Origin of the sequence: Massilicoli timonensis, from assembly GCF_900199515.1 — a bacterium.
Classification (GTDB): domain Bacteria; phylum Bacillota_I; class Bacilli_A; order Erysipelotrichales; family Erysipelotrichaceae; genus Massilicoli; species Massilicoli timonensis.
This window is the reverse complement of sequence record NZ_LT963434.1, coordinates 955,758-969,590: the sequence shown is the minus strand read 5'-3', so window position 1 is coordinate 969,590 and position 13,833 is coordinate 955,758. Positions and strand designations below refer to the sequence as shown.

Genomic DNA, 13,833 nt, shown 5'->3' with positions numbered 1-13,833 from the left:
AAATGGGTGTTAATAACTTTGCCTCCATTCAGGTATCTTTGGCCAGTCCAGAGAGAATACGTGAGTGGTCTTATGGAGAAGTAAAAAAGCCGGAAACGATCAATTACCGTTCCCAGAAACCGGAACGGGACGGCTTGTTCTGTGAAAGAATTTTCGGTCCGAGCAAAGACTGGGAATGTTATTGCGGAAAATATAAAAAAGTGCGCTATAAAGGGGTAATCTGTGATCGCTGCGGAGTGGAGATCACAAAATCAAGTGTTCGTCGTGAACGCATGGGACACATTGAACTGGCAGCGCCGGTGGCACATATCTGGTATCTGCGCGGAATCCCATCTCGCATGGCGCTGTTACTAGATGTTACGCCGAAACAGCTGGAAGAAGTCGTTTACTTCGTGAGCTGGATCGTAACGGATCCAAAGGATACGAAATTATTGTATAAACAGATCTTATCGGAAAAAGAGTATCGCGAAAACATGGCGATCTACGGGCCGGGTTCTTTCAAGGCTCAAACCGGTGCCGAAGCGATCAAAACACTTTTGGAAGAAGTGGATCTGGAAAAAGAATATCAGGAAATCCAAACAGCATTGACCGATGCACAGGGTGAGAAACGCAAGAAACTGATCAAGCGTCTGGACACGGTAGATGCTTTCAGAAAGTCGGAAAATCGTCCGGAATGGATGATCCTGACAAATGTTCCGGTCATCCCGCCTGATCTAAGACCGATGCTGCAGCTGGATGGCGGCCGCTTTGCGACAAGTGATCTGAATGATCTTTATCGCCGCGTCATCACTCGTAACAATCGATTGAAAAAATTATTGGAACTGGGAACACCGGCAATCATCGTTCAAAATGAGAAGCGTATGTTGCAGGAAGCAGTCGATGCGCTGATTGACAACGGACGCCGCTCCAAGCCGATTACCGGCGCCGGTGGACGTGCATTGAAATCGCTGTCTCATTCCTTGAAGGGGAAACAGGGACGTTTCCGTCAGAACCTGTTAGGAAAGCGTGTCGATTTCTCCGGCCGTTCCGTTATTGCGGTAGGACCGGATCTGAAGATGTATCAGTGCGGCTTGCCAAGAGAAATGGCAATTCAGTTGTTCAAACCGTTTGTGATCAACGAGATCGTGAATCGCGAGATCGCAAGCAATCCAAAAACGGCAGAAAAACTGATCGATCGCCAGGATCCGCGTATCTGGGATATCGTAGAGCAGGTCATTGACGGCTACCCGGTATTCTTGAACCGTGCGCCGACTTTGCATCGCTTGGGAATCCAGGCCTTTAAGCCGAAACTGGTAGAAGGACGCGCCATTCGTCTGCATCCGCTGGTGTGCGGCGCCTTCAATGCCGATTTTGACGGCGACCAGATGGCGGTGCACGTACCGTTGAGCGAAGAAGCACGTGCCGAAGCATTGATCTTGATGCTGGGCTCTCACAATATCCTCGGTCCTAAAGATGGGAAACCGATCGTAACACCGGGACAGGATATGGTCATGGGAAACTTCTATCTGACGATGGAAGAAACCGCTGAGGAGCTGCGTCATGAAGCAGATAAATATTTGTCAGTCGGTTGTCCGGATGCGGCGGAAATGTGGAATACTTTTGCCCGCAATGAAGGACATGTGTACTTTGATCCAAATGAAGTGCTGCTGGCATATGAAAATAAACAGGTGCATCTGCACTCCCGTATTGCCATTTTGGCAAAATCATTAAAGAAAACATGCTTTACGGCGAAGCAAAATGAGATGTATCTGATCACGACGGTCGGAAAGGTCATTTACAATGGCATGTTCCCACACGATTTCCCATATCTGAATGAAGTCAGCACCGAAAACTTTAAGGCTACGCCGGACAAGTATTTCGTGCCGATGGGAACGGATGTAAAAGAAGCGCTGAAAGATATTGAAATCGTGGCAGCCTTCAAAAAGAAGGATCTGGGAAAAGTGATCGGTGAAGTATTTAAGCGTTATGATGTAGATACGACATCAGAAATCCTAGATGAAATTAAAAATATGGGATTCAAATATTCTACCGTTGCCGGTATTACAGTATCGTTAGCCGATATCGAAGTAGCGCCGAACAAGGCGGAATATGTAGAACGCGGCAAACAAGACGCCGCAAAACTGATGAACCTGCGTAAAAAGGGAAAAGTAACGATGGAAGAATGGGAACGTCATCTGAATAAGCTTTGGGCTGATGTAAAAGATGACATTGCCGGTGCGCTGATGGATTCATTGGATCGTAAAAATCCGATCAATATGATGGCGCGTTCCGGAGCCCGTGGTAACATTTCAAACTTTACCCAGCTGGCCGGCATGCGTGGTTTGATGAGCAAGCCTTCACAGTCGAAGAGTGCGAACGGTGAATATGTGCCTTCGATCATCGAGGTACCGATCTATTCCTGCTTCCGTGAAGGGTTGAACGTATCGGAGTTCTTTATCTCCACTCATGGTGTGCGCAAAGGTCTGACCGATACCGCTTTGAAAACAGCTGAATCAGGTTATCTGACACGTCGTCTGGTAGATGTTGCGCAGGATGTCGTGATCCGTCAGGAAGACTGCGGCAGCGATCAGGGCTATTGGGTAGAAGAATTGGTGGATCGCAAGACTAATTCTGTGATCGAATCCTTCTATGACCGTTTAGTCGGACGTTATAGCAAGCAGGCGGTTCTGCATCCGCAGACCGGTGAAATGATCATCGACTCCGATGAGTTCATTACCGAAGACATTGCAAAACAGATCGTAGATGCAGGTATTGAGGGCATGTATATCAGAAGTGCTTTCACATGTAAGTCTATTTACGGTGTATGTAAAAAATGCTACGGCAGAAATATGGCGACCGGTAAGGATGTGGAAGTCGGCGAAGCAGTCGGTATTATGGCGGCACAGTCAATCGGTGAGCCGGGTACGCAGTTAACCATGCGTACGTTCCATACCGGAGGGGTTGCCTCTGCGGACGGCGGTGATATTACCCAGGGTCTTCCGCGTGTTGAAGAACTGTTTGAAGCACGCTGCCCGAAAAGCGCAGCAGTATTGGCGAAGATCAGCGGTGAAATTACAGCGATCAATCGCTTAGACGGCGGACAGGAAGTCATCATTACCAATGAAAAAGAAAGCATTTCCCACAAAGTGAACATGGCGCAGGCGCTGCGTTCTTGGATGAAGGTCGGAACGCATGTGGAAGCAGGCGACAAGATCACGGAAGGTCAGGTCGATCCGAAAGAACTGTTAGAAGTTGCCGGTGTCAAAGAAGTCCAGAACTATATCTTGAAGGAAGTGAAAAAAGTATATGCGAGCCAGGGTATCGAAATCTCTGACAAGCATATCGAAGTTATGATTCGCCAGATGATGCGTAAAGTGATCGTGCTGGAAGGAAATGATACTTCCTTGAATCCGGGCATGCAGGTTTCTTTGACGGAAATGACCAAGATCAATCGTGAGGCTTTGTTGTCGGGGAAACGCCCTGCAACGTTCTCACCGGTATTACTGGGTATTTCCAAATCATCTGTAGAAACTGATTCCTTCTTGTCGGCAGCATCATTCCAGGAAACGACGAAGGTGCTGACCGATGCGGCGATCAAAGCGAAGAAAGATCATCTGATCGGTCTGAAAGAAAATGTAATCGTCGGCAAGATGATCCCGGCTGGTACCGGATGCAATGCCGATCGTGAAACTTCTCGCCAAATTGCGGCATTGGCAGCAGAACTGCGTGAGAAACGCTTAGAAAAGCAAAAACAGGATGATGACATTCCGGCATTTATGAATTTTGTGCCGCAGCAGGAAAATGTAGTTGCACAGGAGGATCTTGCGGAAATGTCTGAAACGACTTTGGAAGAATAAGTCAGTGATCAAGGGCTTGGCATATTGCTGGGCCCTTTTGCTATATAAAGGGACGAATAGTCTAAGTGATGCTTTATTAAATCACTTAACTGTTACAGCCTCATAATGATTTGATGATGCAGACGAATATATAATTTAGGGAATAACATTTTTGGTTTGCGGCAGCCTGAATTTCAAAGGTTTTCGGTAAATTGGAATAGGGACTTCTGATTATTTAGCAATCGTATGACATACAGTAAAAGAGAAAAGCAACAAGCTAGGTGAAAAGGAGGGAGGATAAAAAGAAAACTGCTGAATAAAATCTAAAATAAAAGAAAAAAGATGGAGAAAAGCGAAGGGAAAGAAGGCAAAAAAAGACAAGGGAAGGGAGAAGGAGAAGGGAGGGGAGAAAAAACGGAAAAAAATAAAAAAAGGGATTGACATAAGGGGAAGGAATTTGATATTATAAGCGAGCACCGAAAAGGGGTGCGAGAAGTCGGTCTTTGAAAACTAAACAGGAAAACGTCAATTCAAACCCGAATCGAAATGATTCAAGAAAAAGGAAAGAGACGCTAGAAAGCGTAAGAGCTAAATCAAATGGAGAGTTTGATCCTGGCTCAGGATGAACGCTGGCGGCATGCCTAATACATGCAAGTCGAACGGACGGAAGGTGAGCTTGCTCATTGGAAGTCAGTGGCGAACGGGTGAGTAACACGTAGGGAATCTGCCCATGTGCCCGGGACAACAGATGGAAACGTCTGCTAAAACCGGATAGGTGGCAAGGAGGCATCTTCTTGCGATTAAAGGGGCTACGGCCTTGAACATGGATGATCCTGCGGTGCATTAGCTAGTTGGTGAGGTAACGGCTCACCAAGGCGATGATGCATAGCCGACCTGAGAGGGTGAACGGCCACATTGGGACTGAGACACGGCCCAAACTCCTACGGGAGGCAGCAGTAGGGAATTTTCGTCAATGGGGGGAACCCTGAACGAGCAATGCCGCGTGTGTGAGGAAGGTCTTCGGATCGTAAAGCACTGTTGTAAGAGAGGAACGGTATCCAGAGGGAATGCTGGGTAAGTGACAGTATCTTACCAGAAAGCCACGGCTAACTACGTGCCAGCAGCCGCGGTAATACGTAGGTGGCGAGCGTTATCCGGAATCATTGGGCGTAAAGGGTGCGTAGGCGGCGAGTTAAGTCTGAGGTAAAAGGTTGCAGCTCAACTGTAACAAGCCTTGGAAACTGACTGGCTAGAGTGCAGGAGAGGGCAGTGGAATTCCATGTGTAGCGGTAAAATGCGTAGATATATGGAGGAACACCAGTGGCGAAGGCGGCTGTCTGGCCTGTAACTGACGCTGAGGCACGAAAGCGTGGGGAGCAAATAGGATTAGATACCCTAGTAGTCCACGCCGTAAACGATGAGAACTAAGTGTTGGGGAAACTCAGTGCTGCAGTTAACGCAATAAGTTCTCCGCCTGGGGAGTATGCACGCAAGTGTGAAACTCAAAGGAATTGACGGGGGCCCGCACAAGCGGTGGAGTATGTGGTTTAATTCGAAGCAACGCGAAGAACCTTACCAAGCCTTGACATACCGAGCGAAGGCGCAGAGATGCGCTGGAGGATAACTGGGATACAGGTGGTGCATGGTTGTCGTCAGCTCGTGTCGTGAGATGTTGGGTTAAGTCCCGCAACGAGCGCAACCCTTGTTTTATGTTACCAATATTAAGTTAGGGACTCATAAGAGACTGCCGGTGACAAACCGGAGGAAGGTGGGGATGACGTCAAATCATCATGCCCCTTATGGCTTGGGCTACACACGTACTACAATGGCAGTTACAAAGGGCAGCGACCTAGTGATAGGGAGCGAAACTCGGAAAGGCTGTCTCAGTTCGGATTGAAGTCTGCAACTCGACTTCATGAAGTCGGAATCGCTAGTAATCGCGAATCAGCATGTCGCGGTGAATACGTTCTCGGGCCTTGTACACACCGCCCGTCAAACCATGGGAGTTGGCAATACCCGAAGCCGGTGGCATAACCGAAAGGAGTGAGCCGTCGAAGGTAGGGCCGATGACTGGGGTTAAGTCGTAACAAGGTATCCCTACGGGAACGTGGGGATGGATCACCTCCTTTCTAAGGAGAAAGAGTGTAAGAGGACGGATTCCTGTTTAGTTTTGGGAGGCCGAGAGGCGACCCAAGGGAACTCGATCTTTGAAAACTGAATAAACAGAAGACATACATGATCTTTCTGAAAAGAAACGGAAAAACTAAGGAACTGAGGAAAAGCAGTTAAGAGAAAAAATAGTTAAACCGTTCACTGAAGCAAGAAGAAGCGAAAGCACGAACATGCGGAAAGCATGAAGTGATCAAGTAAGGAAGGGCGTATGGTGGATGCCTAGACACATAGAGCTGAAGAAGGACGCATCAAACGGCGAAACGCGACGGGGAGTGGTACGAGCGCAAAGATCCGTCGGTATCCGAATGGAGGAATCCGGCATATCGAGAGATATGTCATCCATGGCTGAATACATAGGTCATGAGAGAGCAACCCGGGGAACTGAAACATCTAAGTACCCGGAGGAAAAGAAAACAACAGTGATTCCCAAAGTAGCGGCGAGCGAAATGGGAGGAGCCCAAACCAAGAATATCTTGGGGTAGTAGGACCACAAGGAAGCTATATTCGAAGATAATGGAATGGCATTGAAAGGCCAGCCGCAGAGGGTGCAAGCCCCGTACATGAAATCAGAGGATAGGCGAGTGGGATCCTGAGTACGGCGGGACACGAGGAATCCTGTCGGAATCGGCCGGGACCATCCGGCAAGGCTAAATACTCCTATGTGATCGATAGTGGACCAGTACCGTGAGGGAAAGGTGAAAAGAACCGCGGGAGCGGAGTGAAAGAGAACCTGAAACCATATGCTTACAAGAAGTCAGGGCCCGTTAAAGGGTGATGGCGTGCCTTTTGTAGAATGAACCGGCGAGTTACGATAACGTGCGAGGTTAAGTAGGAGATACGGAGCCGAAGCGAAAGCGAGTCTTAATAGGGCGTAAAGTACGTTGTGGTAGACCCGAAACCGTGTGATCTAGCCATGGGCAGGTTGAAGTTCAGGTGAAACTGAATGGAGGACCGAACCGACTACCGTTGAAAAGTTAGCGGATGACCTGTGGCTAGGGGAGAAATTCCAATCGAACACGGAGATAGCTGGTTCTCCCCGAAATAGCTTTAGGGCTAGCGTCGAGGCAAAGCGACTTGGAGGTAGAGCACTGAATGTACGATGGCCCCATCCCGGGGTACTGAGTATAATCAAACTCCGAATGCCAAGGAAGCATACTCGGCAGTCAGACTGTGGGTGATAAGGTCCATGGTCGAGAGGGAAACAGCCCAGACCGCCAGCTAAGGTCCCAAAATACATGCTAAGTGGGAAAGGATGTGGGGATGCACAGACAACTAGGAGGTTGGCTCAGAAGCAGCCATCCTTGAAAGAGTGCGTAACAGCTCACTAGTCGAGTGACCCTGCGCCGAAAATGTACCGGGGCTAAGCATGATACCGAAGCTGCGGATTTGATGGAAACATCAAGTGGTAGGGGAGCGTTCCATGTACGTAGAAGCCATACCGTAAGGAGTGGTGGAGAGCATGGAAGTGAGAATGCCGGTGTGAGTAGCGAGATGTAGGTGAGAATCCTACACACCGATAGCCCAAGGATTCCAGGGGAAGGTTCGTCCGCCCTGGGTAAGTCGGGACCTAAGGCGAGGCCGAGAGGCGTAGTCGATGGAAAGCAGGCAGATATTCCTGCACCTGCGATGGGAGCGAGGGAGTGACGGAGAAGGCTAGTCTGACCCACTGAATGGATTGTGGGCGAAGCGTATAGTAGGCTGATAGTGAAATGCGTCAGCAGGATATAAAGCGTGACAGGTAAGCGAACGGCTGCGGCCAAGTAGCGAAGCAGATGATGCCAGCTTCCAAGAAAAGCTTCTAGCGATAATCCCATAGCAGCCCGTACCAAAACCGACACAGGTGGGCAAGGAGAGGATCCTGAGGTGAGCGAGAGAACTGTTGCCAAGGAACTCGGCAAAATGACTCCGTACGTTAGCAAGAAGGAGTGCACGAAAGTGCCGCAGTGAAGAGGCCCAAGCGACTGTTTAACTAAAACACAGCTCTCTGCGAAGTCGAAAGACGAAGTATAGGGGGTGACGCCTGCCCGGTGCTGGAAGGTTAAGAGGAGTCGTTAGGAGGAATCCGAAGCGATGAATTGAAGCCCCAGTGAACGGCGGCCGTAACTATAACGGTCCTAAGGTAGCGAAATTCCTTGTCAGGTAAGTTCTGACCCGCACGAAAGGCGTAACGATTTGGGCGCTGTCTCGGCAGCAGACTCGGTGAAATCTTAGTACCTGTGAAAATGCAGGTTACCCGCAACTAGACGGAAAGACCCCATGGAGCTTTACTGCAGTTTGATATTGAACTTTGGTCAGTCATGTACAGGATAGGTGGGAGACGAGGAGACATGCACGTCAGTGTATGAGGAGTCGCTGTTGGGATACCACCCTTGGTTGATCGAAGCTCTAACCTGGTACCTGAGACAGGTATGGGGACCGTGTCAGATAGGCAGTTTGACTGGGGCGGTCGCCTCCCAAAGAGTAACGGAGGCGCCCAAAGGTACCCTCAGATTGGATGGAAACCAATCGGCGAGTGCAAATGCAGAAGGGTGCTTGACTGTGAGACAGACAAGTCGAACAGGGACGAAAGTCGGGATTAGTGATCCGGCGGTGCCGAATGGAAGGGCCGTCGCTCAACGGATAAAAGCTACCCTGGGGATAACAGGCTGATCTCGCCCAAGAGTTCACATCGACGGCGAGGTTTGGCACCTCGATGTCGGCTCATCGCATCCTGGAGCTGAATTCGGTTCCAAGGGTTGGGCTGTCCGCCCATTAAAGCGGTACGCGAGCTGGGTTCAGAACGTCGTGAGACAGTTCGGTCCCTATCTGTTGTGGGCGAAGGAAATTTGAGGAGAGCTGTCCTTAGTACGAGAGGACCGGGATGGACTCACCGCTGGTGCACCAGTTGTCCTGCCAAGGGCATAGCTGGGTAGCTAAGTGAGGAAGGGATAAGCGCTGAAAGCATCTAAGCGCGAAGCCTACTCCAAGATGAGATTTCCCATTCGAAAGAAGTAAGACCCCTTGAAGACTACGAGGTAGATAGGTCAGAGATGGAAGCATAGCGATATGTGGAGTTGACTGATACTAATCGGTCGAGGACTTGATCACAAGCAGGGAAGGCATGTAAGGAATCTGATATTCAGTTTTGAAAGGTCGAACCTTTCAAAGGATCCGGTGATGATAGCGGAGTGGACACACCTGTTCCCATCCCGAACACAGAAGTTAAGCACTTCAGCGGCGACAATAGCTGGGCTTGCCTCAGTCAAGATAGCACTTCGCCGGTCCTTCTTGCCTCTAAACGAGGCTTTTTTTATGGTCAGACAGCAAATACCTTCTCTTCCTCTAAGAAGAATCGTGCTTGCTTTTTATTGTTTTCTTTTGATCAGGGAGAAATTTTAGTGCAACATTATTTTCATTATTTTTTAATTTAATGATTGACAGTACATCCTTCCGGTGTTATTATTTGTAAGCTAGTGAAAAAATGGTCCCCGTGAATGGGATCAAAAATTAGAGCTAGAAATGACACACCCGGAAATGTGTGTTAGAAATGATTGCTTGAAAGGAGGATAACATGCCAACAATTAACCAGTTAATTCGTAAAGGTCGTGAAAGTAAAGTGTGGGTTTCTAAATCACCTGCTTTGAATAGAGGTTACAACTCATTAAAGCGCCGCCCTACTAACTTGAGCGCTCCGCAGAAACGTGGAGTATGTACCCGTGTCGGTACGATGACACCGAAAAAACCAAACTCTGCGCTTCGTAAGTATGCCCGTGTTCGTTTATCAAACGGAATGGAAGTAACAGCATACATCCCAGGAATCGGACACAACTTGCAGGAACACTCAGTTGTTTTGATCCGTGGTGGACGTGTAAAAGACTTGCCAGGTGTTCGTTACCACATTATCCGTGGTACACTGGACTGCGCAGGTGTGGCAAATCGTAACCAGAGCCGTTCTTTATACGGTGCGAAAAAGCCAAAAGCTGCTAAGAAATAACATCAGTGATGAAAGGAGGAAATTAAGATGCCAAGAAAAGGACATATCGCGAAACGTGATGTACTGGTAGATCCGATCTACAACTCCAAGTTGGTTACTCGTTTGATCAACAAAATCATGATTGATGGAAAAAGAGGTGTAGCACAGACTATTCTGTACAACGCATTTGATATTATTGAAGTAAAAACAGAACGCAATCCAATGGAAGTATTTGAACAGGCAATGGAAAACGTTATGCCGGTTCTGGAACTGAAAGTACGCCGTGTCGGTGGTGCAAACTACCAGGTGCCGGTTGAAGTTTCACAGGAACGCCGTTTGACATTAGGACTTCGCTGGATCGTAAACTATGCTCGTTTAAGAAATGAGAAAACGATGGAACAGAGATTAGCTGCAGAGATTTTAGATGCGGCAAACGGTTCCGGCGCTTCCGTTAAGAAGCGTGAAGATACGCATAAGATGGCAGAAGCAAACAAAGCATTTGCCCACTATCGCTGGTAGGAAAGGAGTCAACTATGGCACGCGAATTTTCATTAGAAAAAACACGTAACATTGGTATCATGGCTCACATTGATGCCGGTAAGACAACAACTACCGAACGTATCCTGTATTATACCGGTGTCAACCATAAGATCGGTGAAACGCATGACGGCGCTTCCACGATGGACTGGATGGCACAGGAACAGGAACGCGGTATTACCATTACTTCCGCAGCTACGACTGCACACTGGAAGGGACATCGCGTCAATATCATCGATACACCGGGACACGTAGACTTCACGGTCGAAGTAGAACGTTCTTTGCGTGTATTGGATGGTGCGGTTACGGTTCTTGACTCAAAAGCAGGGGTAGAACCGCAGACCGAAACAGTTTGGCGTCAGGCTACGACATATGGCGTTCCCCGTATCGTATTCTGTAATAAGATGGATGCGACCGGTGCGGACTTCATTATGTCATGCAATACGATCATTGATCGTTTAGGCGCAAAATCTTGTCCGATTCAGATGCCGATCGGCGCTGAATCTGATTTCCGTGGAATCTGCGATATCATCGAACGCAAGGCATTCTTATACAAGAACGACTTAGGCACGGATATCGAAGAGATCGCCATTCCTGAAGATCTGGTAGCGATCTGTGAGGAATACCGCGGCAAACTGCTGGAATATCTGGCAGACTATGATGAAGATTTTATGATGCTAGTATTGGAAGGGGAAGAACCTTCTGTTGAAGAAATCAAGCGTGTACTGCGTATTGCCGTATGTAAAGGTGATTTCTTCCCGGTATTATGTGGATCTGCATACAAAAACAAAGGTGTTCAGTTAATGCTGGACGCAGTCATTGATTATCTGCCATCACCATTAGATGTACCGGCAATCAAAGGTACGACAGAAGATGGTACGGAAGTAGAACGTCATGCAAGCGATGAAGAACCGTTTGCGGCACTGGCTTTCAAGATCATGACTGACCCATTCGTTGGAAAACTGGCGTTCTTCCGCGTTTATTCCGGTACGGCTAAATCAGGAAGCTATGTATTAAATGCGACGAAGGGGAAAAGAGAACGTTTCGGTCGTATCGTACAGATGCACGCCAATGCCCGCAAGGAAATCGATACGGTTTACAGCGGAGACATCGCGGCAGCTGTCGGCTTAAAAGATACGACTACCGGTGATACACTGTGTGCAGAAGACAGCCACATCATCCTGGAATCCATGGTATTCCCGGAACCGGTTATCCGTATGTCACTAGAACCGAAAACGAAGGCGGATCAGGACAAGATGGGTCTTGCGCTGTCAAAACTTGCTGAAGAAGATCCAACCTTCAAGACTTATACCGATAAAGAAACCGGTCAGACGATCATCGCCGGTGTCGGAGAGCTTCATTTGGATATCATCGTGGACCGTTTGCGCCGTGAGTTCAAGGTTGAAGCAAATGTCGGTGCACCTCAGGTTGCTTATCGTGAAACGATTCGTCAGAGCGCTGAATGTGAAGGAAAATACATCAAGCAGTCAGGTGGCCGCGGTCAGTATGGTCATGTATGGATCCGTTTTGAACCGCAGGAAGAAGGAAAAGGCTTCGAGTTTGTCGATGCGACGGTCGGCGGAAGCGTACCGCGCGAATACATCAAACCGACAGGCGAAGGCTTAGAGGCTGCTTTAGAGCACGGTATGCTTGCGGGTTATCCGGTCATTGACATCAAAGCGACTTTATTCGATGGTTCTTACCATGATGTCGATTCCTCAGAAATGGCTTATAAGATTGCCGCTTCCATGGCTTTGAAAGAAGCTGCGAAAAAATGTAAGCCGGTTATTTTGGAACCGATCATGGAAGTAGAAGTAACAGCACCAAGTGAATACCTTGGTTCCGTTATGGGTGATGTAAGCTCCCGTCGCGGTCAGATCACGGATCAGGAAGAACGCGGTACGGCAATTATCGTTCGTGCGATGATTCCGTTATCAGAAATGTTCGGCTATGTAACCGATCTGCGTTCATTCACACAGGGACGTGGAAATTACTCGATGAAGTTTGATCATTATTCCGAAGTGCCTAAGAGCATCGCGGAAAAGATTATCAAAGAAAACGCATCAGAAAATTAATTTAGAGGTTGCTTTTAGCGCATACTTGAATTAAAATAGTATCGTATAAATATAGGAGGATATTTAACAATGGCTAAAGAAAAATTTGACAGAAGTAAAACGCATGTTAATATTGGTACGATCGGTCACGTTGACCACGGTAAAACAACTTTAACTGCGGCAATCACTAACGTACTTGCTTCTAAAGGACAGGCTGAAGCACAGGCTTACGATCAGATCGACGGTGCTCCTGAAGAAAAAGAACGTGGTATCACGATCAACACGGCACACGTAGAATATCAGACTGCAACACGTCACTATGCACACGTGGACTGCCCGGGTCATGCCGACTATGTAAAGAACATGATCACCGGTGCTGCACAGATGGATGGTGCGATCCTGGTAGTTGCGGCTTCTGATGGTCCTATGCCTCAGACTCGTGAACACATCTTATTGGCTCGTCAGGTAGGTGTTCCTTACATCGTTGTATTCCTGAACAAGTGCGATATGGTTGACGATGAAGAATTGATCGACCTGGTTGAAATGGAAGTTCGCGAACTGCTGAACGAATACGGATTTGACGGCGATAACGCTCCGATCATCCGTGGTTCTGCATTAGGTGCACTGAACGGCGAAGCAAAATGGATCGGTGCGATCGACGAACTGATGGATGCTGTTGACAGCTACATCCCTGATCCGGTTCGTGAAACAGATAAACCGTTCCTGATGTCTGTGGAAGACGTTATGACAATCACTGGTCGTGGTACGGTTGCAACCGGACGTGTTGAACGCGGTATCGTAAAACTGGGTGAAGAAGTTGAAATCGTTGGTATCCATGATACTCGTAAAACGGTTATTACCGGTCTGGAAATGTTCCGTAAACAGTTGGAATTTGCGGAAGCCGGCGATAACATCGGTGCACTGCTTCGTGGTGTAAACCGTGATGAAATTCAGCGTGGACAGGTTTTGGTAAAACCGGGTACTGTTCATCCACATACAACTTTCAAAGCACAGGTATATGTACTGAGCAAAGAAGAAGGTGGACGTCATACTCCATTCGTTTCTAACTACCGTCCTCAGTTCTACTTCCGTACAACTGACGTAACTGGTGTAATCACATTGCCGGAAGGTACTGAAATGGTTATGCCGGGCGATAACGTAGAAATGAACGTTGAATTGATCGCGCCAATCGCAATCGAAAACGGTACAAAGTTCTCTATCCGTGAAGGTGGACGTACTGTCGGTGCCGGTAACGTAACTGAAATCGTTGAATAGTTTTTAGTTTTTCAACAAATCAGAAGAT

Annotated in this window: 5 protein-coding genes and 3 rRNA genes; all 8 read left to right on the top strand. The window is 48.0% G+C overall.

Annotated elements, in window-relative coordinates:
* Nucleotides 1-2 precede the first annotated feature (2 nt).
* The 8 genes from rpoC (at nucleotide 3) to tuf (ending at nucleotide 13,805) form a co-directional block, all read left to right on the top strand.
* A complete protein-coding gene (gene rpoC / locus C1712_RS06805) occupies nucleotides 3-3,836 on the top strand; it encodes a DNA-directed RNA polymerase subunit beta' (RefSeq protein ID WP_102267965.1) in 3,834 nt (1,277 codons plus the stop codon).
* A gap of 573 nt (nucleotides 3,837-4,409) precedes the next feature.
* Nucleotides 4,410-5,944: ribosomal RNA gene (locus C1712_RS06800) — 16S ribosomal RNA — on the top strand.
* 231 nt (nucleotides 5,945-6,175) lie between these two features.
* A 23S ribosomal RNA gene (locus tag C1712_RS06795) occupies nucleotides 6,176-9,074 on the top strand.
* A 62-nt stretch (nucleotides 9,075-9,136) separates the two neighbouring features.
* Nucleotides 9,137-9,250, top strand: a 5S ribosomal RNA gene (gene rrf / locus C1712_RS06790).
* Together the 16S, 23S and 5S rRNA genes form the textbook arrangement of a ribosomal RNA operon.
* 287 nt (nucleotides 9,251-9,537) lie before the next feature.
* Nucleotides 9,538-9,960, top strand: coding sequence for a 30S ribosomal protein S12 (gene rpsL, locus C1712_RS06785; protein WP_102267963.1), 423 nt, complete (start codon nucleotides 9,538-9,540; stop codon nucleotides 9,958-9,960).
* Nucleotides 9,961-9,987: 27 nt separating this feature from the next.
* Entirely contained in the window at nucleotides 9,988-10,458 is a 471-nt protein-coding gene (rpsG, locus tag C1712_RS06780; RefSeq protein ID WP_102267961.1) for a 30S ribosomal protein S7, read from the top strand.
* Nucleotides 10,459-10,472: 14 nt separating this feature from the next.
* A complete protein-coding gene (fusA, locus tag C1712_RS06775) occupies nucleotides 10,473-12,551 on the top strand; it encodes an elongation factor G (protein WP_102267960.1) in 2,079 nt (692 codons plus the stop codon).
* Between the two features lie 69 nt (nucleotides 12,552-12,620).
* A complete protein-coding gene (gene tuf / locus C1712_RS06770; RefSeq protein WP_102267958.1) occupies nucleotides 12,621-13,805 on the top strand; it encodes an elongation factor Tu in 1,185 nt (394 codons plus the stop codon).
* The last annotated feature ends 28 nt before the right edge of the window (nucleotides 13,806-13,833 follow it).